The following is a 26,739-nucleotide window of genomic DNA, read 5'->3' on the forward strand; positions in this document are numbered from 1 at the left end:
AGAGTCACGGCGCATGGCACCAGTCTCCGCTGCCGTGCTTTCCCGATCGTGGCTTCGCATGAGCGGTGCGACGGCGGCAGCTCACCTGCGCGGACGAATCGAAGATCTGCGACGCAAACGATTGATGATCGGCGGTACGTCCGGACTGTGCTGGGGCATGGTGGCGTTTCTGGGAATGCTGCTTGCGTGGGTGTGGATCGACCTGGTGCTGAATCTGCCTCCGTCGCTGCGAGTCACCGCCTGGCTGGCAGCCTGCGCGACGCTGATTGTCGTGATCGTCGGAAATTACCGAAAAGCGAAAGCGTCCAGCGCAGACAGTGTGCTGGCTCGGCAGTTGGATTCCATTGTCCGGTCGGGAGGTCAAATTCAATCGGGGCTGGATTTGGCCTCGCGACCTTTGCCATCCGGCAGGCGTCCGAATCAGCCACGGCCCCAAAAAACGACAGCGGATGCAGAGCTGCGTCTCGCGGGAACAGCAGCGCTGACGTCTCAGCTTGCTGACATCGCCGTTCGCAGAGCAGCGCTGCTGGCGGACGGCGTTTTGCACGACGCGGTTGTCCCTGTGTCGCCGCTGCTGAAGGCTGTCGCGGCCGCGTGTGGCGCCGCGTTTGTGTTGTTTCTTGCGGTCATTATCGGACCGCGAATGGCGTGGACGGAAATCAAGCGGTTCTTCAATCCGTACGGCGATCATCCCGCCTGGTCACAATACGGCTTCGACGTGACGCCGGAATTCGCCAGTGTCCGCTACGGCGAAAGTCTCGAAATCGAAGCGACTGTGGCAGGTCCATCGGTTGAGCAGCTTGACCTGGTGCTGGTACCTCCGTCCGGTCTGCGTTCCGGAAGTCTCGACGATATCGAACCGCTGGATGTTCTGCCGATGTTTCCGGAATCGTCCGGTGCCTGGCACGCTTCGATCGCCAACATCACGGAACCGTTCGAATACTTCGTTCGAGTCCGCCGGGCGCGCAGTGCGGCGTTTCGCGTTGACGTGATTACGGTTCCGGAGATCAGCGACGTGCGAGTCGAAGTGATCTCGCCGCTGTACACCGGGATGGCACCGTTTCGAGGCTCCGTGCCGACTCAGGGAATTGAAGGGCTGCCGGGAACAGAAGTGACATTCACCGCGACCAGCAATCGTCCGCTGACCGGCGGCTTGCTGGACATTATCAGCGACGCCGGCACATCAACTTTGGTCAGGATGCTGCCAGAAGGTGCGCTGCTTCCGAACTCCGATCCCGCTGAAATACTTTCAACGGGATCACAGTCCGGTTATGCCGAAACGCACAGCGTCACCGGCAGCTTTGTGATCACCGACAATGGTCGAGTCGACCTGACTGTGATTGACGAAGCCGGACAGCAGTCTGCAGAAGCGTTTTCTGTTCCCGTGCGTCTGCTGCAGGACCAGTCGCCGATCGTTCGCTTGCTGCAGCCTCGTGCCGTCTCGTTTGCGACTCCCACCGCAATGCTGCCGGTCCAGGTCGCGGCCGAAGATGACTACGGATTGCGGCGATGTCAGCTTTTCCGCAGCCTGAACGATTCGCGTCACCTGCCGATGGATCTGCCGACACCGGAAGGCACGCCGCGTCGATTCCAGACGTCGACCATGCTGCCTCTGGCCGAATACGGACTGCAGCCCGGTGACGAAATCAAACTCTTCGCGCGAGTCGAAGACAACGATCCGAACGGCCCGGATGCTCCGATTGGAAAGGGTTCTGAATCCGGTATCGTCACGGTGCGCATCATTTCACAGGAAGACCTGGAGCGCGTCCAGCAGCAGAAGGCCGGCATGGAAATGATGATGTCGCGCTACCAGCAGGCTCAGCGCCGGCTGGAACGTCTGGCCGACGAAATGCGGCAGGTGAGGGAACAGCTTGAAGCCGCTCAGGCTGCGGATCCCGATTCTCCGCCGACCGAAGAACTCCGACAAGAACTGCAGCAGCTTGCCGAACAAATGCAGCAGGAAGCCGAAGCCATCCAGCAACTTGGCGACAAACCACTGCCGCTGGAACTCGACAAGCAGCTTGCTCCGCAGCTTCAGGAAATGGCCGAGCGCCTTCGCGAACTCGCCGAACAGGCGGCCGGCATGTCGGCCAACCCGAACTTCAATCCTCAGCAGGCCGCCGAACAGCTTCAGCAGATGATGGACGCGCTGCAGCGGGAACAGCAGCGACATCAGGACGAAGCTATGCAGCCGCTGCAGCAGCTTGCGCAGGTGCTGCCGCTGAAGCAGAACGAAGCGGAATTCACGCAACTGGTCCTGAAACAGCGGGAGCTTGCCGACCGGCTGAATTCTTTGAAAAACTCCGACGAAGCCAGCGACCCGGCCGAACGCGCACGGATGCGGGAACTGGAAGAAGAACAGCATCGCGTCCGCGAACAGCTCAGCGATTTGCTGGACCGCATCGAGGAAAACGCCAACAGCCTTCCCGACGATCCGAAGCTGGACAAGCTGCGACAGTCCGCGCTGGAATTTGCTCAGGCCGTGCGAGACAGCCAGGCCACCACCGAAATGGCCGACGCCGAAAGTTCCCTGACGGAATTCAACGGCGGCAACGGACACTTCCATTCCGAAAACGCGGCGCAGTTGCTTGAGCAGTTTCTCGGTCAGTGCCAGGCGATGGGCGGAGCGGCCGGTGAATCGCTTCCGCAGTTCAACCCGAGTCTGGGCAGCAGCATGGCGCAGACACTGAATCAGCTTGTTCCCGGCATGGGCAATGGAATGAGCGGCTCGGGTATGGGTCAGGCCGGCAGCGGAGGTTACAGTACGAATATGGCGACGATGAACAATGTCGGCATGTACGGCGGCCTGCCGGTGCTGGATCCGAGCAGTTCGTCATCGGGCGGCTCGGAAAGCGACATGGCCGCAGGAATCTTCAGCAGCCCGTTTGCCTCGGGACAGAACGAATCCGGCACCGGCTTCACGGCCAGTCAGACAAACCCGGCGTTCGGCGGAGCGGACTGGGGTGTTCCCATTCAATACCGCCGCCAGGCGGGCAGGTACCTGCAACAACTCGCGGAGGAACTGGAACAATGATCATCAAGTTACCACAACGATCGGCAGTGTTCGTTATTCCGGCGGTCATGCTGTGCCAGATCCTGCCCGCAACTCTTCGTGCGAAAGACACGGCGCCCGCCGTCGCTGCGATTCCCGGCGACAACGCGCCGACGGTCCCCGATCCGCAGCAGGTCGGCGGTGAAGCCGACAGCGTGGTTCAGGTGGCCAACCTGATCTATGCCGGAGTGAAAAGCAGCCAGTGTTTTTCCGACCACTTTCTGGCAGCCGCCGAACAGGATTCGGCAATCTCCACCAGTCGCCGGTTTCATGCGGTGAAACTCAGTTCCGACGAAGTCTTTAATCATCCGATGGTCATCATGACGGGCGAAGGCGAATTCACGCTGACCGATGCCGAACGGGAAAACCTGCGACAGTATCTGACTCGCGGCGGCTTTCTGCTGGCGTCGGCGGGATGTTCGTCGAAGGAATGGAACCGGTCGTTCCGGCGCGAGATGACGGCCATCTTTCCCGATCAGCCGACGACTCCGATCAGCTACGATCATCCTGTGTTCAATACGGTCCACCGGATCGATTCTCTGAAAGCGAAACACGGTGAACCGAAACCGCTGGAGGGAGTCACGCTGGACGGAAGGCTGGCCGTGATCTATTCGGAAGATGGTCTGAACGACACCGCCCACGCGCAGGGCTGCTGCTGCTGTGGCGGCAACGAAATCACCAACTGCATCGATGTGAACGTGAACATCCTGGCCTACGCGCTGCTGTTTTAAGGTTCGGCCGCGACCCGCGGGGAGCGTGAACGATGGCGGTTTCTGACGCAGCAAACGGCAATGCGGGCTTGAGCGCGTCGACCGCCTGCATCCATCCCGGTGCCACGACGTCTCTGCGCTTACCGCAACATGCAGTTCCGCATCAATCCGTTTTCGCTGGCGCCGCGCAACGCATCGTCGGCGCCGTAGTGTTGATGCTCACGATCTTCGGCTGCGATCCCCCGGCGACCGAACAACAGTCCGGCGATTCATCGACCAAACCGGTGCGCCCCGTCACCGTCATCGCCAGCGGTGATACTCACGGGTGGATCATGCCGTGCGGCTGCACGTCGAATCAGTCCGGCGGTCTGCTGCGGCGCGGAAGCTACGTGGATGAACGTCGAGAGTCCGGTGAAGTCATACTGGTCGACGTCGGTGGAGCGGCCGACGGCACCGCGCCGTATCAGCTCGAACGCTTTCGCGCTATCCTGAAGGGCGAACACTCAATGGAACTCGCGGCTCACAATCTGGGCGCCGCCGAGATCGCGTTCGGCGCGGAAGTGCTGCAACAGCTTTCTCAGGAAACCGGCATCACGTTTATTTCCGCCAATGCCCGTGACCACGCCGGTCAACTGCTGACCACGCCGTTCGTTCTGGCGGAGCAGGGCGGGCAGAAGATACTCATCACCGGAGTACTCTCACCTTCGTTCGCGGATCGCAACACGCAGGTCAGCGATCCTGCCGACGCGATTCTGGCTGTCGTCAATGACGTCGGTGCGGACCAGAACAGGCTGGTCGTGCTGGCCTATCTTCCGGTCGACGAACTGAGACAGCTTGCCGAAACGCTGCCCGAAGCCCACGTCATCATCGGCGGCCCGACGGGGCAGAGTCTGGCTCCTGAACAGATCGGTCCCGTGCTGCTGACATCAGCCACAAACAAAGGCAAGTTTCTGGCGGAAGTCACTTTTCCGGCGAAAGCCTCCGATCCTCCGGCCGCGAAGGTTGTCGAAATGTCGCCGCAGTGGTCCGATCACCCGGTTCAAAGACAAAATCTGACTGCGTTCCGACAGATCCTTGCCGAACGGGATTTCTCCGCCGACGAAAGCGGGCTCGTCGCGGCGCGGTTCGGGACGGATGGAGATCGGCATAGCGACGCGAATTCTCATGGCGGCCGGAATTCAAACGGCCACGCAAGTTTGAACGGCGACCTGAATCGGGAGGGCGAGGCTCCTGCCGAGCCAATGAACCGGGAGGGCGAGGCTCCTGCTAAGCCGCCTGGGCCGCGTGACTTTCCCCGCCGTAGCGGCTCGGGGGAAGCCTCTCGCTCCCTCGTCGGCAGGTCCGCAGAAGCCCCGCCGTTCCCGGAAGGAATCGCCAGCGGCCGATCACAGCGGATCTCCGGAACGGAATCCTGTCGCGACTGTCACGCCGAAAGCTGCGACGTCTGGGACGCCACCGGACACGCTCACGCATGGCAGCGCCTGCAGGACGAGGATGGAGCACACGTCGACCCGTTTTGTCAGAAGTGCCACACCACGGGCTACGGTCTGCCGGGCGGATTCCATTCGATGAAGCACAGCGTCGATCGAGTCAACGTCGGCTGCGAAAGCTGCCACGGCCCGTCGAAGGACCACGTCGCCGACAGCAATCGCCGCACACCGCTTGATGCCGTCGGTTCGTGTGTGCAATGCCACGACGAAGAAAACAGCCCGGAGTTTGAGTTCGGTGAATACTGGAAAAGGATCCGGCATGAATGAGCTTTCCTGTGTGAAGGCGAAACGTCGCAGGCAATTCGCGCAATGTCTTTCATCACCGCACCAGCGCGCGATTGCGATGGCGGGTTTGCCGTCTGCGTCCACTTCGGTCACGGCGGCACCGCGGAAATGCTCGCGCGGGTTTGCGATTTGTCACATCACGATCGCGCTGATCATCACCGGGATTGCTGCCCGCGTATTCGCCGACGAACAACTTTCTGACATGCCGTCAGTCTCCGAGGCGACTCACGAAATCGCCTGGCTGCATGCTCTCGACCGCGCTCAGGAACTGGGCCGCACACGGCGGGCTCCCGTGCTGGTTATCGCCGGCGCCGTCTGGTGCGGGCCATGCCGACTGCTCGAAGAAGAACTGAAACAGTCCGCCGTCCAGGACGAACTGCAGAACTGGGTCCCCGTTCATCTGGATGTCGACGACGATCCCGCTGCGGCAACGCAGCTTGCCGTGTCGTCGATTCCGGCACTGCGAATTCTCAGTCCCGATGGCCGACTGGTCGCGTCGCGTGAGGGATTTCTGGAAGCGGGAGAACTCGCGGCCTGGCTGCAGTCACAGTTCGCCGAAGCCACCGATGCCACCGGCGCCGATACCGCCGGCGGGCCGATGAATGCTCTGGCCGTGATCAACCTGATGAAGGACTTCCGCAGCCGCGAATCGTCCGTGCGGGAAGCTTCGATCAGCCGGCTGGCCGCTGTCCCGGAGAAAGCCGCCGCCGCCGTTGTGGCTGCCTTCGCTGACGGAAATCTGTCGGAACAGTTGGCCTGTATCGAACTATTGTCGCTGTGGAATGCTCCCGTCGACGACCTCGACCCGTGGATCCCCGCATCGCTGTCGGCGGACAAGCTGCAGCGCCTGGACGGCTGGCTCGGCGAACACAACTTCGAAGCATCGAATCGCTCCGAAGAGCTTTCCGCCGCACAGTTGATCGAAATCCGGCGGCTGCTGACCAACATGCTGACGGCCGATGCCACCAGTGCCGCGGCGATGCGAGAACAACTGGCTCGCATGGGCACAGTCACGCTGCCGCTGGTGCGCGCCGCTCTGGCTGAAGCGACGTCCGACGTCGAACGTTCGCGGCTGCTGGCGGCGAAGTATCGAATCGTCGCGACAGCCGATTTTCACGCGGGCTGGCCCGGCGGAATCGAACGCCTGGCGGCGATGGACTACGACACTCGCATCGCCGCGGCCGCAGAACTGAGCGAACGAGCGACTCGCCGGGACGAATCGCTGCTGCTGGAACTGTTCGGCGATCCGGTACCGCTGATCCGCGAAATGAGCCTGAAAGCCCTGAAGCGAGTCAGCGGAACGTCAGCCAGCGGCGCACTGGTTCGACTACTGGACGACCCCGATCCCAATGTTCGAGCGGCCGTGCTGAAGCAGTTGGCCGAATCACCCACTCCGCTACTGGTTTCAAGAATCGCGGAACACGCGTCGCGCGAAACGGATCCCGACATCGTGGTCCATGCCGTCCGATTCCTGCGCGAAGTCCCCAGTGCAAACGCCGCGGAGGCTCTGGTCGGTCTGTTTCGACACGCAAGCTGGCGAGTCCGCGCGGAAGCCGCCGATGGCGTCAACCAGATGCTCGAACGCAACAGTTCTGAGTTCAACACGCTGCGACCGGCGCTGGCAAAGGGGTTTCAGTCGCTGCTGGACGACGAAGACGGCTACGTCGTCGGTCAGGCAGTCGAAGGGCTGGCCAGTCTGAACAGCCACGCGTCGGTGGACCGTATGATCTCCGTCGCCGAACAGCGTCCGCAACTGGCACCAACCGTGATCGAAGCGCTGGGAGCGACTTTCTCTTCCCACGAAATGACATCACCGACGCTGCGCCAGTTCTGTCATCACGAACTGCCGTCGGTGCGAGCGGCTGCCATCGTGCAACTGATCCGGATTGAAAGGAAGAAAGCAGCCGACGAATTGACAGCAGCCCTGAACGACCCGGAGTCCGATGTCCGCATGGCTGCCATTGATGCGATCTTCGAACTGGCCATGGATCGGATCACGTCGCAACTGGACAACGCCGCCGATCCTGAGCCCGGTGGACTCGAATTCCACAGCCATGAAGGAACGGACGAACCGGTGTCAATTCTCAGCCGCGTGCGTTCCCGGATCGGCGATCTGTTTTCCTCAACGGAGGCGACAGGTCTCGCAGAACTGGAGCAGTCCCTGGAGCAGGAACTGGAAGGCTCTACGGTGGTGCGAACAATCAGTGACGCCGCGGGCGATACGGATGCCCTGTTGGAAAAGGAACGAACGGACTACCGCAATGGCGAATGGCTGTATGCTCGCGAATCAATGATTGCTGAGCTGCTGAACGCCGATAATCCCGAAGAACGGCTCGCCGCGGCACGCTACCTGTCCGTCGTTGGTCATCCCGCCGCGTTTGACGTGTTGCTGCAACTCGCGGATTCACGAAGTCACCTTGCAGGAGCCGCGCGGGCGTTTCCCGGACTGCTGCTGGCGGACAAGCTGCGGTTATTCGATCGCCTGGTGACGACGGCGGATGCCCGCAGCGATCTGGTGCTGGTCGCGGAATCTCTGGCGGATTCCCACGACAGCCGTGCCGCTTCGAAAATCTGGGATCTGCTGGCGAGTCAGGATGCCACGGCTCAGCTTGCCGCCGAACTGATGTTTCCCCTGCTTCAAACGTACACGTCGAAGCAATGGTATTCACTGTCGCAGCTTCCCGAATCGAAAGTTCAGTCAATCAAGGCGGCCTACACGCACATGGCGACGGAAGGTACTCGCTGGCAGCGTGTGACCGCACTGGCCCTGCTGGGTAAAGTGGATTCAGCACTGGCTGCACAGTCCGCGGAATCGCAGTTGGACGACGACACGCTTTCGGCCGACATGCAGGCCGACGCGCTAAGCGCACTGCTTGTCTATTCGGACGACGCTACCGCCAGTGCTCGGGCCGCCGACGTGCTGTCATCGAACAATTCCGGGACGGACGAAAACGATCTGCTCCGCGAAACGGCATTGCTGTATCTGGCCTACGGCACGGAAGGAGTCGCAACAATCGGTGGAGCGCTGAGGCTGGAGAAATCGTCGGATTCGCACACAGTTTCGTACAGCTACGGCGGTACTGACCAGCCGCTTCCGAAACCACTTGTCGCACATGTTCCGGACAGCATCGCCGCCGAACATGTGAAACCGTTCCTGACTGCAGATCATCCCGCCACAACGGCAGCAGCGGCCTACCTGCTGACGTTGCTGGGACAGCCGGATCACGTTCAGGCAACAATCGACGCGTTTATGCGAACACCGGACAACAAGGCAGCGCGTCGGCTTGCGGTGCGAGCGATCGCGGCAACGGATTCATCTCAGCATGTTCCGCTGCTGGCGAGGATTTACGAACAACTCAAGGCAGACCAGTACGCTCGGTATTATTCGGACATCGCCGAGTTCTACTGGACCATCCGCCCGATGACCGGCCCGGATGTGCTGGCGCTGCGAAAGCAAATTCGCGACGAACAAACCGCTGAAGTGCTTCGACGGCACATGCGGGAACAATGAATCGTAGTGCAGGCAGTTGTGTAGCGAATTCGAAGCCCGCAATTTGCCACACTCGTCAGTTGGACCAATAAGCATTTGGGAATTCTTCCGGAAACTCACTGATAACACGCTCACTAAAAAACATCGCCACGCTCGCAACTTTCGACGCCGGCGCGACACACCCGGCCTGATCGGCAGGATGTGAACCGGGAAAAAACATCAACAGGAAAGATCTTGTCGCATGAAACCCACCACGCTTCTTATCGCAATTCTGGGGCTGTTCTGCGGCGCGCCGGTCGCAACCGCTCAATACTCGTTCTCCGCATCGAGCGAACCGTTTGTCGGAACGGGCACCGCGACACTTAAACAAAAACCGGAACGCATGCGCGTGATCATTCCGCTCAGCGCCCAGGCGCAGACCGTGCGGGAAGCGGCAACAGCACTCCGGGAAAAGGCGGACTCCGCCGGACAACAGCTTGTCGTGATGGGAGCCGCCAGCGATTCACTTAATACCGGCAGGCTGAAGATCGATGAATCGGCGTCCGACACTCACCGAAAAATGCTGATGCAGATGAGAGGCATGATGGGCAGCTCGTTCGGCGGCCCTCCCGAAGCCACGGAGACGACGGAGGATTCCGAGCAGGAGATGGCAGCCATGGTGTCCGTCACGACCTCATTGACGGCCGACTTCATGCTGCAGGGCGATGATGACGTCGATCTGCTGGCGAAGTCCTTTGAACTGCAACAGGCAATCAAAGACGCGAAACTGAACGGAGAAGCGGGATCCGGACTGTCGCCCGAAGAGCAGGAACTGCTGGAAGAAGCGGCGATGTTCGGACAATCAGGCGAAGAGAACCCCGATCAGCCGGTGTTCATGTTCGTCGGTTCAATCGGCCGGGACGCACGCAGCAAGCTGATGAAGGAGGCGTTTCAGAAGGCTTCCGCGTCGGCCGCAGAACTCGCCGAAGCCACCGGCGCGAAACTCGGCCGGATGGCTTCCGTCCGTGAAAGCAGCGACATGGAACCGGACTGGGACAGCTTCAGTTCCGGACGCGGCTACGGCTATTCGTCATCGCTGTACCAGACACTGCAACAGGCAAAAGCCACACTGGACGAAGAAGAAGGGATGACGGCCATCGGCAGCAACCCGACGGAACTGGTCTTTTCCGTCACCCTGACCGCCGGCTTCGGCATCGAGGAATGAGGGGAAGTTGAGAGTTGAGAGTTGAGAGTCCAGAGACCAGAGACCAGAGACCAGAGACCAGAGACAGGAGACAGGAGACAGGAGACAGGAGACAGGAGTCCGAAGACAGAAGGAACCGGGCTGGTAAAATCCCCCACAACTCTCAACTCTCAACTCTGGACTCCCAACTCCCCCTCACATATTCGTTTTCGTGTCGCCGCCGGAACCTCCGGCGACTTTGGCAAGCGCGGCGCTTAGTTCCCGGTCGTGGCCGTGGTCGCGGCTGTAGATGCGGAAAATGATGAAGCTGGTGGGCAGGCTGCGAAACAGCTCATCATCGTCCAGTTCGAAGGAATTGCCGCTGGCCGGATCGAACCAGAAGTTCTGACCTCCCGCCGGTCGCCGGGCACTGGGCCGATGGTAGTGCTTCGCCACGTCGATCCGCATCGGAATGTCCTTCAGCGACGCCGGCAGGAACTCGCGCACGCGCTGTTCGACAAGGTCGGGCGCAGAAAAAATCGTCGTGCTTTCGGCCTGACCGCTGTGGAAATGCATCGTCCGCTCACAGGCCATGCGCCACATTTCGTCGCGGTTGATGATGGCTTTCCAGTGGCCGCCGAGTTCAGCAAGCTGCCGCTCACTGCTGTCGGCCCAGCGCGTCACGTCCACCAGAAACGACGTTTCCGTCAGTCCCTGATACTCGCGAAGGTGTTCCAGCGGATTACCCGGAAACAGCCGCTGCATCGTTTCGGCAAAGTAGTCTTCCAGAGCGATGTCGATACCGCGCACCGTGCGGTGAAAGTAAATCGTGCGAAACAGATTGGCCCGTGTTTCGATGAAGTTTATCAGTGTCGGCAGCCCTCGCGAATGAATCGTCAATCCCTGCTGAGTAAAGAAGCTGTAGTGAACCAGTCGTGAAATATCGAAGGCCTTCGTGTTGTAGCCGGACATGTAGGCGTCGCGCAGAACGAAATCCATGTTGTCGACCGTGTAGATTCCACTGAACAGCGATCGCAGCTTCTTCAGCCAGTCCGGATGGCCCTCTTCGTCTTCGGGCTTTCCGGCCGGCCGACGAATCAGCCACGCGACCTGCCGCGGATCAAGCTCTTCCAGCGGCTGCAGCCTGCCATTGGGATTGCGGCGAATGCGGCGAATGATGTCGCCCAGTTCGTGCTCAATGATGTGACCGCCGATGTCTTCGTGAGTCAGATCGAACTGTTCAAGATAGTGGTCATCGAAGAAGTGGCCGAACGGTCCGTGACCAACGTCGTGCAGCAGTCCCGCGATTCTGACCAGACTTTCCACGTAGGCCTTCGAGGGAGTCTTGCGGCAGGCGTCAACCAGCGATTCATACCATGCGGACGCCGTGACCGAACCAAGATGCATCACGCCCAGCACATGCTGAAACCGCATGTGTTCGGCCGACGGAAAGACCCACCACGCGGTCTGCAACTGATGAATCTGTCTCAGCCGCTGCACCCACGGATGATCGATCAGGTCCTGCTCGGCCGCTTCGTCCGCCTGCATGCCGACTCGCGAGATGAACGGGATGTAGCCGTGAATCGGATCGTGAGAAAGACTTTCAGTCGTGAAGTCGCGGACCATCGGGAAACCTGCTTCGCTGGAAGACGCCGTTCTGCCGGGAAAGCCAGGGATGATAGCGAAACGCACAGTGGCATTCGAAGCGGAGGATCATGCCTGCCGAAGCCGCGCCGGCGCGCACGTCTGAGTCGCGCGAACATCGCCGTCGCGTACCGACGGACTGCAAAGTGCGACGGCTGCCTACCGCAGGCCGAACAGCAGATCGGCCAGAAGCTGCAGCGGCGAGGCTTCTTCGGCGTCCATTCGCGGACAGCGAGGCGGCTGTGCGACGGTGGTGATTTCGCCTTCCGAAGTCACATGCAGCGCGGATGGCGCCACTTCGCGCCCTCCGGCGGATCGTTCGATGCGGGACAATTCGCCATGGTCCAGCCACAGAAAATGACACTGATCGCAGGAATCGATCACCACGTTACCGGGGCCGAAGTAGGGATGCGCCTCCATCAGCCTGTCGCAATTCGGACAACGAAGCTGCCGTTCGAATTCCCGCGGCTCGATCGGTCGCGGCGTTTCGCCTTCCAGCCCTTCGCGTCGTGAACGGCGTTCCCGCACAACGGTGCCAAACGCATCGTTTTTCAGCAGCATGCCGTAGCAACGGCCACAGTAAGCGACGTTGCGGTCTTCGATCTGCCCCTTCTTCAGAGGTTCATCGCAGCACGGACAGGCCACGCTGACGTCGTCCGAAAGTGGTGTAATGCGGTCGACCGACAGCGGGTTTTCCTGCGGAAATGCCAGAGACTGACAGAATCGGCATTGCATGTAGTCGCGACCGGGGACGGCTTCAACATTGCCGCCGCACTGGCGACAGGAAATCGTGGAACGCTGGGACGTGCTCATGGGACGGCTTACCGGAAAATGGAGACAGCGGTGTTCCGGCAAACTTAGCTTACGACCGCCACGACAAGGCGGACCACGGGTCGCAAACGCGCGAAACATGCGTTCCGAACATAACGATCGTACGGATTCCGGGCACCGGCGGCATCGGTCTCGCAGCCTGCGATTTTCGACCGCAGTCAGTTTGCTGCTTTCGCGGCGTCATGTTCCGGCGCGAGCGATGCCGGCGGTGCTGAACGCTGTGACGCCTGGTCATAGAGCACCGCGAGCGGAAGCAAAATGGATTCCAGCGTGTCCATGTATACGTCATCAGCAAGCTCGGACTTCCGGCTGCGAAGCGATTCCAGTTGTTGTTCCAGTTCGTCACGTCGCAGGCGTTCTTCCGCGGTCAGCAGGCGTTCTTCGGAACTTCGAACCAGATGCCATCGACGAGCCAGCCGGCCGTCGACCTTTTCCGGTTCCTTCACGTTATCTTTCACTCGCACGCCTTCGAACAGCTCCGCGCGGGATCCCTTCGCGTCGCCGCTATCCTCCAGCAATGAGTGTTCGGTCGCCAGGCGGCCTTCGGACTCATAGAACTCCGCGGTTCTGCGAGACGCGAACAGCCACGCTTCCAGCAGCGACGTTTGGCCGTCCCGATCGACATCTGCGTCCAGCCCGGCTATCGCTTCGGAAAGAAAACCGCCGAAACGCGCGAACTGAATCTCGTTGCCGTCCTTTGTGGCTGTCACGACCGCCCGGCCCGGTCCGCTGATTCCATTGATGAATGGTGAACTGCTCGACGAACAATCGATCACCGCGACCGGCCGGGTTGAAGTCGCCAGCAGCGCCGCGAGGTCTTCGGCGGCAAGATCCGGACCGTCCAGATTGAAGCGAGCTGTCCGGCCATCGAAAGTGCCATGCCCGATCAATACCAGCCAGAGCGGTTCGGTGGTCTCGATCGTCGACCATTCCGATAGCTTGCGGTTGAACTGCTGCAGATCATCCGGTTCGTCCTGAAGTCCGATGGCATGGTACCGGGCATCTCCGGCCGCGGCGGCGGTTTCCCAGCGATCGGCCCATTCACGGAACGCGGCCCCGTATTCGGCAGTACCGTTCGCTCCGACAACGACAAGGATGTGCTGGTGTTCCGTCGGAGCCTGTTCGTCACGAAGTTCGTCACCGACCGTCATCGGCGAACACAGGGCGAGCAACAACCCGATGATGGCCGCTTGAGCCGTCGCGAACACGGACTCGCGATTGTTCCCTCTCCCCTGGCAAGCACGACGGTTAGCGTGAGTTGCTGCCGGAGCCGCCGGGCTTTCGCCGCAGAGCCCGCGCCCCGCGCGGCTCTCAACTCTCAACTCTGGACTCTGGACTGTGAACTTTCGATTCTCGACTCTCATCACGGCATCCCCTGTCGGCGGCGAATCGTCCAGTCGGCCATAAAGCAGCAAACGGCGGCTGCAAAGACCCACCACTGATGCCAGACCGGCCACGACCAGATTTCCACGATGGGAGCGTCCGTGCTGGACAGGTCTTCAACGAACGACGGCAGTTCATCCGTTGTGATCACACGCCCGCCGGTTGCGTCCGCGATCCGCTGCAGAAACGCCCGATCAACGCCGACCGAAGCCATCTCTTCCTGATCCGGCTGGCTGGCCCAGCCCATGGTCGCAGCCAGTTTTTCCGGTTCAGGTTGCTCTTCGTGAATCAGTTCCGCCGTCACTTGTGCGACATAGGGTCCAGGGTCCAGCGCGCTGATGGTCACTTCATACCGGCCGATCGTCTCTACCGACGGTTCGCCGGCAAGTTCCATTTCTTCACCGCCGGGGCGCGTGACGCGAAATGTTACGGTCGCATCTTCCCGGTCTTCGAAATCGCGGTCCTTCACGTCCGCCACCAGTTTCCACATCCCCAGCCCTAGCGATGATTCCTTCACGGCGGAAACGTTCAGCCGCTTCGGCACATCCGCAACAAGGAAGCGAATCATCTGTCGACACGCGCGGGCGTAATCGCCAAGGTCTTCTTCCGGTTCGGATCCGGGAGCGAGTGGTGACGTGACACCACCGGGCTGGACGCGCTGTCGGATTCGGCGCAGCCCTTCGTGAAGCCGCCACCGCCAGAGGTCGCCGATGCACAGCGCAGCGGAACGTCCCCGCCCGAATCGCTGAACGACCAGGGCGGGCCATTCGACGCCGCTGGAATCGTGAACGGTGGCCATGATGACAGCTCCCGGTCGAATGAACGTCGCCGGGTTCAGCGTGTGAAAGCCGGGCATTTCGCCGAGTCGCTGTTCTTCCGCCGCTTCGTCTGAACGCAGTCGCACCCATGGTTGAAGCCAACCGTCACGCGTCAGACTCAGCCGCACAGGTTCGCCGGGAGTCGTTCCTTCGCGATGCAGATCAATCGGCAGCATCTCACCGACGGGCGTGCGATCGTATTCGCCGTTGCGGAAGGATTCCTGACCACCGGTCATCAGCAGTCCGCCTCCGCGTTTGCTGACGAATTCGTAGATCAACTGAAGCTGATCGGCCAGAAAGAACCCTGCTTCCATGTCGTCCAGAATGATGGCGTCATACTTGAACAGGTCTTCCGGTTTCTCAGGAAATCCGCTCAGCAGTTCTTCTTCGTCTTCCGTCCCGAGCCGGACCAGAACCGGTTCGTCATATTCTTCAGCCACTTCCTGTTCGGCTTCGTCAAAGCCCCGCAGCAGGGAATTGGACGACTCGTTCTCGCGACCGCGGAAATCGAACTTCGCTTCCTTCTTTGCAATCCGAATCAGACCGACCAGGTCCACCTGAGGATCCGTTTCCGTGGCACGGCGGAAGAACTTGAATTCCCAGTTCGGCCGCCCGCTGACATACAGTACTCGCCGCTTGTCGCTGCCCCGGTCGACAGCCACCAGCCGCTGATTGTTAACCGTCGTCGCTTCTTCCTGAACAGCGGTGCCGTCCGAATTCAACAGTTCCGCGTTCACTCGATAAAACACGGTCCCCGCATCCTCCGGGCGGACGCGGAACCGCAGCGGCGAATCATCGCCTGCATCCCGAGTCAATGTTTCCAGCGGCAGACCCTGGTCGTCGAGCAGCGTGGCCTGAATTTTCTGCCCGGACGCCAGCCCTGAGCACGCGACCTGAACCTGCAGCGTTACGGGAGCGTCATCGAAAGCCGTCTGAGCCACCGATACCGTGCCGACAGCGACGTCAGGCCGTGAACTTTCGTTCGATGGCACAACCGGAAACACGGGTGGCAGCCCCTGCAGATCATCCAGCGATTCCGCGAAATCGGTGGCATTGCCGTCAGTCAGCAGCAGAGTTCCCGCCAGCGGCTGATTGATGAATCGATCCTTCAACTGCCGCAATGCAGTCTGAAGATTGGATGCGGCTCCGTTGAATTCCGGCTGCCCGAACCGATCAACCCGCTCCAGCCGCTCGCTGACCAGATAGCGGCGAAGCTCGAAATCCTGATCGATGCGGTTCAGCCATCCGTTCGGTTCGGTCCGTTCGCCGGCTTCAAGCAATTCAGAGAACTCATCCGCGCGAGTCGTGTCTGCATCCGTCGCCACCAGTTGACTGCGGCTGACGTCAGCCAGAACCGCAAAGACGTTTGCTCCGCGGCGGGGACGAGCACTGCTCCACAGCGGGTTGACCAGACACGCCACGATCAACAGCCACCCGATGACTCGCAGCGATGTCGCAACACTGAGCGCCAGCCACTGCCGCCGGCTGACCCACAGTGCCAACAGCACACCGACGACACCGATTGCGACCGCCGGCAGCAGCCAGTTGTTGTCGCCGATGACCAGGCCGGCGAAGGTTGGGAGGCAAAGCACAGTCATTGAATCAGATGAGATGAAAAACAAACTTCTCTTTCGGGTACCACAGCTTGCCGTTCAGGAAAGCTGTGCCGCGAAGCGGTCTGAAAACTCTCCGGAGCCGTACTGACACTGATGAAGAACGATTCCTGATTTGTGTTCGAACAATGCAGATTCCCGGCAGCTGCGCCGCACAACTTGCCGGACGCAGGATGTGGTACCGAAGTTGATGATCTCATTCTTCAATCCGGCTCTGGCCGAGGAGTTCATAGTACCGCTGGACAAGTTCGTCGAATTCTTCGGGCACGGGTTCACGATCGATCGGCACCATCGATCGGTCGGATTCCATCCGCGCGAGTTCCTGTGTGATCCGTCGCTGCAAAACCTGCATTTCTTCGAGCAATTGTGACTTCACCAGATCCCATTGCGGTTCTGTTCCGTGTCGTCGAAATTCCGCCCGGATCGAGCGGGCTCGATCGCGCACCTGAGCGACTCGGTTCCGCAAATCGGGGTCTTCCAGCATTTCCTCGACGTCGCGCAGACCATCCGAGAAGTCGCGGAAGTCGTCGCCGGTCAGAGGCTGATAGCGAACATTTCCGTCGCCGCCTCCGCCGCCGGCATTGCCACCCCGACGACCGCCGTCCAATAGCGTCGATGATCGCTGGCCGCCGCGGCGCAGCGGAACCGGTTCATCAGACTCGGAGTCCTGGCCAGCAGATCCGCCCTGCTGGTTGCTGCCTGGTTCGCCACCGGACTGCGACTGGCCGGACTGATTTCGCCCGCCGCCCTGGCCTTGTTGCTGGCCGGACTGCTGGCCGGACTGCTGGCCTTGTTGAGACTGCTGTCCCTGCTGCTGGCCGGACTGGCCACTTTGTTGTGACTGCTGGTCTTGTTCTGACTGTTGACTTTGTTCTGACTGTTGATCGGACGCCTGGCCCTCACCCTGCCGGGGTTGTTGGCCGGGTTGTTGTTCGCTCGAAGACTGGCTGCTCTCTGCTCGCTGCTGTGAGTCGGAGGAGTCGTCCGGTTGTTGCTCGCTGGACGCCTGACGTCTGCCGGCTCCGCCCGGTCGCGGATCGGAGGACTGACCTCTGTCGGCGCGCCCAGGTTGCGGTTGTTGCTGGTCCGGGTTGGGGGACGGGAGGCGTTGAATGCCGCGGCGCTGCGTGCCGGGTTCGACGGGATCGGAGTCCCGTCGTACGTTGCCGCCGTCGCCGGGCTGCTGATCCGCGCTGGGATTTTCACCGGTGGCTTCGGCGATTTCCGACGACAGTTGTTCCGACAGGTTTTCGAGCTGTTCGCCGGCTCGGCGGAGAGATTCGGCTTCGCTGCCAAGCACCGCGTCGGCGGCACGTTCGATTCCTTCCCGCAGATCATCGATACCGCGGCGGGCGATCTGTTCGGCCTGCTGAGACTGATTCCACAGTCCGCGTCCCACCAGAATTTCCGTGGCTTCCAGAGCTTCTTCGGGTTTCTTTTCCCGCATGTCGCGGATCGTGTCATACAGCCGGCGTGACAGCAGTGGCTCACTGTTTTCAGCCTGTTCGATCAGTTGTTTGGACTGGTCGACGATGTGTTCCAGCCTGTCTCGCTGTTCGCTTACCTTCTGCTGCAGAGCGTCGCGGTCGCGACCTGACCTCAGAGAAGGCGGCTCGCCGGCGGACGGTTCCCGATCGGAGTCTTCTGATCGTTCTCCATCATCTCCGGCGATTTCGCGGGCGATCTGTTCCTGCTGTTCGGTAAGGTCTCGCGCCTGCTGTCGGAGGTCGCGCATCGCATCGCTGAACGCGGACGATGTCTGATTGCGGAAGTCTTCCTGAAGTTCTTCAAACTGCCGTTCGGCTCGCGTGCCTTCGGCGATTGCTTCCGCCAGTTTGCCTTCGTCCATCGCCTCGGACGCGCGCTGAACGTTGTTGCGAGCCTGTTCGATCTGCTGACGAGACTGCTGGTTCTGCTGTTGCTGCTGCGGTGACCCCTGATCCATCCGTTCCCGCAGTTCGTCGACGTCGCGCAGCATTTCCCGCTGTTCTTCACGAAGTCGTTTCAGTTCGCGTTCAATCTCCTCACGTTCTGCATCCGTCTGAGCGGCACGCAGTTCTGATTCCAGTTGCTTGAGTCGCTCGTTCAGCATCTCCTGGCGGCGAGCCAGCTCCTTCAGACGGTTCAGAATCTGAAGCTGCTCGCGCTGTTCAGCGGACTGTTCCTGTTGCTGCTGAGCCTGGCTTTCCGATTCGTAACGATTGCGGTCGTTATCCAGTTCCAGTTGGTTCAACTGCTGCTGCGACGCACTGTTTTGCTGTCCCTGTCCTCTTCCCTGCTGAGACTGCGATTGCTGCACCTGATGCTCGCGGGCTCTCAGCCGCAGCAGCCCCTGGTAGGCTCCCTGTTCGGCAAACAGTGCCGTCGGAAGCTGTTTTGAGGCTGTCGCCGAAGTCGTGCCGCTCAGCACTTCCGCTGCCCGTTGCATGTCCCGTTCGACTGCGGAGATGATCTGCGTCATCTGAGCATCGTCGGCTGCTTCCTTCAATTCGCTCAGTTGTTCGATCGCGGCCGTCTGAGATTCGGCAACAACGGCGATGTCCTGGTCGGTCTGTGTCTCCGGCTTACGGTCGCTCAGTGAACGCTGAATGTTCCAGGTCGCCAGCACAATTTCCCGCTGCAGTTCGATGAGTTTGTCGGCCGGACTTCCCTGTTGCTGCTGCTGTTGCTGTTGCTGCTGCGACTGACCCGATTGCTGTTCGGATTCGCGAAAGATCTCCTCGAACGGCCGGACTTCGGCGAACATCATGTCGCTGAAGGTACGCTGCTGCAGGCCGTCGGCACCGAATGTGTCGGCGTAGAAATAATAGGTGACCAGGTTGTCGGGTTCCGCGTTCAGTGTCTCCAGTGCAATCAAATGCCGCATGTCGACCTTGGAAGCAGCGGGCTGTTCGGGAGTTTGTTCCGACAGCGAAACGGTGACGGGATCGCTGCCGGTCAGTGCGTAGACGATGCCGTAGTCGATGACTCCGAAGTCGTCACTCGCTTCTGCTTCCACCTGAAATTCCTGCAGGGGAGACACGCTGGTGTCGCGGCCGGGGAACGTCACTTTCAGTTGTGCCGACTGATTGCGCGTGACGCGAATGGAAATCTGTTCTTCATCGGGCGCCGTCCGGCCGGCATCGTCTTCCAGATACACGGCCCAGGTGCGACTCTGATCGGCGGTCACTTCAGCGGACACGACATGCGGCTCAGTCGCTGAAGATGTCAGCGGCACGGCGGCTCCATCCGACGTCCGCAGTTCGGCGATAGCCACGGGTTTGTTGAGACTCAGCCGCAGTTGAATCAGAGATCCTTCAACAGCGGTGATCCGCAGAACGTCTTCGATGACCTGCGGATCGCGGCGCGTGTAGTCCGGCGGCGTGATTGTCGCGTCAGCCTGCTCCAGCCGCGGACGAACGAACGTGGAGACGCGATACCACGGAGAGGCGGGACGTGCATCATTGTTGCGGTTCGCCAGCGACGCGTGGTCGTCACCGAAAACCACTCGGTAAGCTCCGTCACCCGGAACACTGCTGACCCGGGCCGCAAACACGCCTTTGTCAACCGTCTGATCCATCACAAGCTGCTGAAGACCGGCAGTGGCGCTGATGTCGGCGGGCTGGTCGTCTGGAATCACAACCGGAGTTTCCTTTGGCTCAAATTCCAGTATTACGGCGGCCGGAATTGTCCGGGAGAACCGTGCGACAACCGTCAGAGCCGATCCGCGTTCGATCTCCACATCGCCGGGTTCCACGACGAACTCCGAATCGCCGACCACGATCGCGGCGGCTCGAGCGCCACCGGTCAGTGCATCTTTCGGTGAAGAATCCCGGCCCCAGCGGGCGGCCGCGACGACTCCCGACACGAGAAAACAAAACGACAGGGCGCTGAGCAACGACCAGCCCAGCAGCCGTCGGCGAGGAATGACGGCTCGCCAGTCAGAACGCCGCGCCCAGTCATCGGCGTCACTGAGCACCAATCCCGATAAGACGGACCGCCGCATTCGCGGATCTTCGTCGACTCGCACGGCCGTCAGCACGGCGTCCTGAAGTTCCGGGTGATGTTGTTCGACCAACTGAGCGGTCTCCAGCAGTGACGGCCACCGGGTGCGAATCCGCGTCAGCAGCGCACCGAGAATCGTGACTCCCAGGATGACAAACAGTTCCCAGCCGACCCAACTGTCCGTCACCGGCAGCAGTAGCGCGACAATGATCGCGGGCACCAGCAGCAGCAGCCAGCACAGCGCCTGGCGCCGCAGCACGCGCAGTTTAAACAGACGTTTCGCGACGGCGGTCAGGCTGCGTTCAAGGATTGTTCCGGTCATCGTTGGTTCCTGGTGCCATGGTTGCGAGAAGACTTTCTTCCCGTCGCGATTCGATGAATGCCGCGAGTATTGATTCGAGCATAAGACAACCCAGCCCGGCCAGCAGAAACCACCGCCACCATTTCTGACGTCGTTCCAGTTCCGACACGCTGAGTTGCCCCGGACTGATATTGTCGCCGGTTGTCTGGTCCGGGGCGACATCAGATTCCAGATTGTCCGATGTCACACCCAGCACCTGCAACTGGCCGGAAGGCAGTGCCTCAGTGCGAGATTCGGAAGGATCGAGCGCGGCGAGGACCGTTACGGCTGTCGACTCTCCGGTATCGGGGTGCATGCCGGTAATGACATAGCGCCCCGGTTCGGCAAGTTCGAACGCTCCCGCCTTCGTTGACGGGGCTGCCGGATTATCGGAAAGCGATGACGCATCTTCACCGGACGTCAGGTCCTCCGGGCCGACCGTCTCACCGCCCGGAAGCCGCATCGTCCACATGTTCGACGCCACCAGATCCGCCGGATGCACAGTGTCACCCACGGTCCGCGCCAATTCGTCAGATCGTCCGGGATCAGACATGGCCAGGACACTGGAAATCAGCGGCGGAAACCGCGTCGACAGCGCCCATTGACTGTCCTCGGGCTGCCAGCCGCTGGCCAGCAGAATCACTCTTCCGCCTCCGCTGACGGTGCTGACAATTGCAGGATCACCGGAATCGAATTTCGCCACGACGTTCCATGCACCGGGCTGGCGTTCATCAACGGGCAATCTCAGCCGGCGATATCGCCAGAAACGAATCGAAGAAAAGTCGGAGAACTTCGCGTCAGAAAACGCGGCGAACAGCGGACTTTCAAAATCCACCTGGCCGAACATGGCGTAGTCGGGCACATCGGCTTCCGCAACGGAAAGCTGGTCCGGCAGCACGGCAGATAATGTCCCCGCCATGTCCACTGACTTCAGTGCCACCAGCAGCACTCCGCCGCGACCAAGAAATTCCTGCAGCGATGAATTCAGCCCCACCGGCACGGAATCTGTGACAACCGCCAGCCGGACGTCCGGTGCTATCGGCAAGACAACGCCGTCATCGCGAACAATGTCTGTCAGCTCAACTCTCTGGTCAGTGATGCCGTCGAGTGCTCGCTGCAGATAATAGCCCATCGTTTCCGGATCATTGCGATCTGTCGAACCGATGATTGCAACTCTGATCACGGGATTCTGCGTGGTGGGCAGATCAACAAAGTTGTCAAACGGCTGCGGGTCGCCCACGAGTTCGACTCCCGCCACGACGCGCGCGGTCGCTTCGTCGGCCTTCGGCAACAGAACGGTTGATCTCTGGCCGGGATTCACGGTGACGGGAATCGGTTTTCCAACGGGTGCTTTGTTGTCGTCGTACGGCTGCAGCAGAAACTCTGTCGCTGCGGAATCGCCGGCACTGGTCAGCCGCACGCGAATGCGGTCGGTCCTGGAATCTTTGAACCAACTGATGCCGACGTTGCCGGGCTGCCTCGGATTGACGATTCTCAGGTCGAGTTGCACCGACGCCGGCCAGGAGGAATTCTGCAGAGCATCCAGTTCGCTCCCTTCCTGAAAGTCGGTAATCAGCACGAGTCGCCGCTTTCGTGCAGCGCTGCCGGGCTGGTTCTCCTGAGCCAGTTCGTCGGCAACCCGCCTGAGCGCTGCGGCCGTGTGTGTCGGCAGCCAGTCGGGCTGCCACGACGTCAGCACTTCATCGACCAGAGAGCTGCGCTCGCCGGCGGAGGCCTTTGCCCATTGCTGCGGGGAAATCCGCGACGTGAAGTTCTTCGAAAACTCGAAAACGCTCAGCAGGTCATCGTCGGAGAGTTCCGCAACGGTCTCCCGGACAATGCGCGCAACGCCGTCGCGAATTCCGTCACGACGCATGCTGGCGCTGCGATCGATCAGCAGCGCCACATGCTGAATGGCGTCGCTACCCGGCTCTTCCGTCACTGCCGTTCGGTGATACGGCCGCGCGAATGCCAGGCCGATAAGGACCAGCGCCAAAATCCTGAGCAGCATCAGCGGCCAGTGTTCGATGGTGGACCGCTTTGTCAGCTTCGGCCGTGCCGGTTTCAGAAACCTGACAACGCTGAACGGCATGTTCTGAGTCGGCGCGCGACGCAGCATGTGCAGCACGAACGGTACCGCCGCCGCTGCCAGACCGACTGCCGCAAAGATCGGAGCAAGGAAGTCCAATGGGATTGCCTAATCACAGATGCATGTTGCTGAACCAGGAACCCGGCACTCACGCGCGATCCGAACTGCCTGGGCGGCGCAACTGTCGGAAGACTGCAGCCGCCGCACCAAAGCGATTCTTCAAGTGTCGCCACTATCCATGTCGGCGTCGCCGCGCATGCAGGAACTCCACCAGAGCAGCTTCCAGCGGCTGGTTCGTGACCAGTTGCGTGAAGGACGCTCCCGATTTCTGACAGATATCCTGAACCTGCTGGTTGTGCCCGGCCATCCGTTCAATGAATGTCGCCGCTGCGTCACGGGGATCCGCATAGATCTTCTGATTCGATTCCAGATCTTCAAACAGGCGAGGCCCGTCGACGGCCAGGCTGAGTTCCACCGGGTCGAGTACCTGGAAGACAATCACTTCGTGCCCGCAGCCCCGCAACAGCTTGAGACCGGCTTCGAATTGTTCCACGGGAGCCAGCAGATCCGAAATCAGGACGACCAGGCCCATCTTGTTCAAACGCATGGCAGCGTGTTCGAGTGCCGATTCCGGATTGGTTTCCCTTCCGGACGTTGGTTCTTCCAGAGTCACCATGATCCGTCGAAGCTGACCCGGTCGATCGAGCGGGAATCACCAGCCGGACTCGTTCGTCAAACAGGCTGAGCCCGACGGCGTCTCCCTGCCGATTCAGCATCCACGCCAGCGCCGCGGCGATGGTGCGGGCGTAATTGTGCTTGGTGTACGACAGAGATCCGAACGACATCGATCGGCTGAAGTCCGTCACCAGATAGCATCGCAGATTGGTTTCGTCTTCGAACAACCGGATGTAACTGCGGTCGGTGCGAGCGAAAAGCTTCCAGTCCAGAAATCGAGGATCGTCGCCCTGCGTGTACTGACGATACTCGGAGAACTCGACACTGAATCCATGCCGCGGACTGCGATTCAGTCCGGTCCGAAACCCTTCGACGACAATCTTCGCTCGCAGTTCCAGTGACCGGATGCTCATCACAACCTTCGGGTCCATGAAGGTCGAGCCGGTGTGGGCAATGGTTTCAGTGGCCGGTGAGGTCATTTGACACCCCCGACTCGCGCGCCGCAGTCTCTGCGAATGTCCCCTCTCCCCCGAACGGCTCGCGCTATCGGCTTGCAAAACTTATCGGCATTCTCGCCAGCCGTTTGGGGGAGAGGTTCAGGGAGAGGGGGTCGCGTTGCCGCTGCATTTCGGATTGCGTGAACAACTGACTCGCAGTCGCTCAACACATCGTGATTCCAAAATCGAATAACCGCATATCCGAGTGATTCCAGGCATTGCTGCCGCCTGAGATCCTGTTCGACAACTACGTCGTGATGGTCGCCGTCAAGTTCAACAATCAGGAGTTTATCAAGGCACACGAAGTCAACGATGTACGAGTCGGTCGGGATTGGGGCGTCGCTTGCGGGGGAGAGGGGACAACTCCGCGCCTGCGACTCGAACCTTTCTTGTTCATCGCCAGGACGCAGGGAAGAATTCATGCCACCGCCTCCTGCTTCGGATGGGCCACCGACTTCAGCAATCTGTCGATGATAATTTCCGTTGTCACGCCTTCAGCCTCGGCGCGATAGTTCGGCAGAATGCGGTGTCGCATCACGGGCTTTGCGAGACGCTGAATGTCCTTTGCGGAAACATAAGGCCGTCCGTCCAGCAGAGCGGCCGCCTTGCCTCCCAGAACAAGGTACTGCCCGGCTCGCAGGCCGGCTCCCCAGGAAACCAGGTCATTGACAAAGCCGGGAGCGTCCTTTTGTCCCGGACGCGACGCGGCCGCAAGCCGGACGGCATAGCGTACCACTTCTTCGGCAATCGGAACTCTCTGAACAACCTGGTGGAACTCGCCGACCACCGCGCCTTCAAACAGAGACTGAATCCTGTGGGCTCGCTTCGACGTCGTCTGCTGAACGACGGCCACTTCCTCATCTTCCGGCAGATAATCGATCAGCACATTGAACATGAAGCGGTCGAGCTGTGCTTCCGGCAGCGGATAGGTGCCTTCCATTTCGATCGGGTTCTGAGTCGCCAGGACGAAGAACGGTTCTTCGAGTTCATAGCGAGTTCCTGCAGCGGTGACCTGGTGTTCCTGCATTGCCTCCAGCAGCGCGGACTGCGTCTTTGGCGGTGTGCGGTTGATTTCATCGGCCAGCAGCACGTTCGCAAAGATCGGACCGGGAATGAACCGCATGGCTCGGTGGCCGGCGTGGTCTTCTTCCAGAACTTCCGTGCCGGTGATGTCGGCGGGCATCAGGTCGGGCGTGAATTGAATCCGGTTGAACTTCAGGTCGAAGAGTTCGGCGATGGATTTGACCAGCAGCGTCTTCGCCAGTCCGGGTGCTCCCGTGATAAGACAGTTGCCGCCGGAAAGAAGGGCGATCAGCAACTGCTCAACAACGTCCTTCTGGCCGATGATGACCTTCGACAGCTCGTCATCGATCTGCCGACGAAGTGAGCGAAGCTGCTCAATCAGTTCGCGTTCGCGTTTGGCGGACAGTTCGGCGGGTGCCGCGGCGGTTTCGTCGGTCGTTTCATTCATAAGGTGGATTTCAATTTGTCGCCAGGTTTCACCGAAACTCGACATGCTGTCACAGATTGTTCGGCCGGAACCGGTGTGATTCCCGGCCGGATGCTGCGGTTTCGGCGAGACCGAACTGCACTCAGTGCGTCATCGCGTAGAACACGATGTTGATGCCGAGCGGATACGCCTTCTTTTCGCTGAATTCCTTGAAGTACCACGGATCTTCACCTTCTCGCTCCCAGCCGTCGCCGAGATCCGTGTTATGACAGATCATGGCCATCATGCGGCCGTTGTCGTCGAACAGACCCTTATAGTGGACTTCGCGAGTATCGTTTTCGTACCTGGATTCCCAGGTGATGATTTCGCCGTTTGGGCCGGGCCGAGCCCAGCCGATCGCCGGAATCTGCGGACGCTCCTTCAGATCATACACACAGTGGAAAACCGGGTGACTTAGCGGAAGTTCAACCGGCTCCCGATCCGGAAAGACGCGGCGGAGTTCGAAATAAAAGTTCCTCCACTCCGCTTCGCCCCAGAAGTCGTCCACCATCAGAAACCCGCCGTTCAGCAGATAGGATCGCAGAGCTTCGATTTCCGGCTCAGAAAAGCTCAAATCGCCGGGTTCGATCAGATAAACGAACGGAAAATCGAACAGCCTGGGATCCGTGAGTTCAATGATCAGGCCATCCGGGTTGACATGCATCGACGTCAGTTGCTGCAGCCGGTAGGAAAAATTCAGGTCGGCGTCGGGATAGTCCGTTGCCCATTTCCCCCAGCGACCGTAGGAGTTGTATTTGATCCGGACGAACGTGAAGACATCGTCCTTGAAGTTCTCATCGACCTTCCAGTCCGGAACTCCGCGTCGGTCGGGGCGCCCGTCGGGACCGAATTCCGGACCGCGCCGGTAGTAGCCGCGGCGTCCGTACTGAGCGATCGCGGCGGACGTCAGCACGACAATCAACGCTGCGACGATGACGGCAGTGAGTGGACGTTTCATGATCCGAGCCTGTTTCCGACGGAGCGGCGGAGTTTGAGACGCATGGTTGTCCCAAATCATACGAGCCGACGCCACTGCGAACAGTGTGCCGTTTCCGACGATTGCCTTTGCCGCAAAAAGTCGGCTCAATACGGCTTGCAATTTCTCGCGCCGCGTCGCCACGAACGATGCCAAAATCGGGTCCGTGTCGGTGACGAACCTGCGGAGTCCGGTCCCGGGCCGCGGCGCA

General features: G+C 60.4%; 14 protein-coding genes. 5 read left to right on the forward strand and 9 right to left on the reverse strand.

Features of this window, described 5'->3' with window-relative positions:
- Positions 1–13 precede the first annotated feature (13 nt).
- From R3C19_03045 to R3C19_03065, 5 genes are all read left to right on the forward strand, one after another.
- Positions 14–3,034, forward strand: a complete 3,021-nt coding sequence (locus tag R3C19_03045) for a DUF4175 family protein (GenBank protein ID MEZ6059319.1) — start codon at positions 14–16, stop codon at positions 3,032–3,034.
- On the forward strand, positions 3,031–3,783 hold the full coding sequence (locus R3C19_03050; protein ID MEZ6059320.1) for a DUF4159 domain-containing protein: 753 nt from the start codon (positions 3,031–3,033) through the stop codon (positions 3,781–3,783). The genes R3C19_03045 and R3C19_03050 overlap by 4 nt, the downstream gene beginning before the upstream one ends.
- 194 nt (positions 3,784–3,977) lie before the next feature.
- Entirely contained in the window at positions 3,978–5,519 is a 1,542-nt protein-coding gene (locus R3C19_03055) for a multiheme c-type cytochrome (protein ID MEZ6059321.1), read from the forward strand.
- Complete coding sequence (locus R3C19_03060; GenBank protein ID MEZ6059322.1) at positions 5,512–9,048, forward strand: HEAT repeat domain-containing protein; 3,537 nt, start codon at positions 5,512–5,514, stop codon at positions 9,046–9,048. Before R3C19_03055 ends, R3C19_03060 begins: the two co-directional genes overlap by 8 nt.
- A gap of 220 nt (positions 9,049–9,268) precedes the next feature.
- A complete protein-coding gene (locus tag R3C19_03065; GenBank protein MEZ6059323.1) occupies positions 9,269–10,231 on the forward strand; it encodes an SIMPL domain-containing protein in 963 nt (320 codons plus the stop codon).
- A 174-nt stretch (positions 10,232–10,405) separates the two neighbouring features.
- On the opposite strand, the gene R3C19_03070 is transcribed toward R3C19_03065, so the two are convergent.
- The 9 genes from R3C19_03070 to R3C19_03110 form a co-directional block, all read right to left on the reverse strand.
- On the reverse strand, positions 10,406–11,815 hold the full coding sequence (locus tag R3C19_03070; protein MEZ6059324.1) for an HD domain-containing protein: 1,410 nt from the start codon (positions 11,813–11,815) through the stop codon (positions 10,406–10,408).
- Positions 11,816–11,992: 177 nt separating this feature from the next.
- Positions 11,993–12,646, reverse strand: a complete 654-nt coding sequence (locus R3C19_03075; GenBank protein MEZ6059325.1) for a zf-TFIIB domain-containing protein — start codon at positions 12,644–12,646, stop codon at positions 11,993–11,995.
- 176 nt (positions 12,647–12,822) lie between these two features.
- Positions 12,823–13,872 (reverse strand): hypothetical protein, encoded by a 1,050-nt coding sequence (locus R3C19_03080; GenBank protein MEZ6059326.1) that lies wholly within the window; start codon positions 13,870–13,872, stop codon positions 12,823–12,825.
- Between the two features lie 155 nt (positions 13,873–14,027).
- The gene (locus R3C19_03085; protein ID MEZ6059327.1) at positions 14,028–16,463 is read right to left on the reverse strand and encodes a glutamine amidotransferase; all 2,436 of its coding nucleotides are present in this window, start codon (positions 16,461–16,463) and stop codon (positions 14,028–14,030) included.
- 211 nt (positions 16,464–16,674) lie between these two features.
- A complete protein-coding gene (locus R3C19_03090; GenBank protein MEZ6059328.1) occupies positions 16,675–20,784 on the reverse strand; it encodes a DUF4175 family protein in 4,110 nt (1,369 codons plus the stop codon).
- A complete protein-coding gene (locus R3C19_03095) occupies positions 20,765–22,990 on the reverse strand; it encodes a BatA domain-containing protein (protein ID MEZ6059329.1) in 2,226 nt (741 codons plus the stop codon). The genes R3C19_03090 and R3C19_03095 overlap by 20 nt, the downstream gene beginning before the upstream one ends.
- Before the next feature lie 133 nt (positions 22,991–23,123).
- The gene (locus R3C19_03100) at positions 23,124–23,567 is read right to left on the reverse strand and encodes a hypothetical protein (protein ID MEZ6059330.1); all 444 of its coding nucleotides are present in this window, start codon (positions 23,565–23,567) and stop codon (positions 23,124–23,126) included.
- 914 nt (positions 23,568–24,481) lie between these two features.
- On the reverse strand, positions 24,482–25,534 hold the full coding sequence (locus tag R3C19_03105) for an AAA family ATPase (GenBank protein MEZ6059331.1): 1,053 nt from the start codon (positions 25,532–25,534) through the stop codon (positions 24,482–24,484).
- A 121-nt stretch (positions 25,535–25,655) separates the two neighbouring features.
- Positions 25,656–26,510: a DUF4159 domain-containing protein gene (locus R3C19_03110; protein ID MEZ6059332.1), complete on the reverse strand. Its 855-nt coding sequence runs from the start codon at positions 26,508–26,510 to the stop codon at positions 25,656–25,658.
- Between the last annotated feature and the right edge of the window lie 229 nt (positions 26,511–26,739).

The sequence above is a fragment of the Planctomycetaceae bacterium genome (assembly GCA_041398785.1).
In the GTDB taxonomy this organism is placed as follows: domain Bacteria; phylum Planctomycetota; class Planctomycetia; order Planctomycetales; family Planctomycetaceae; genus JAWKUA01.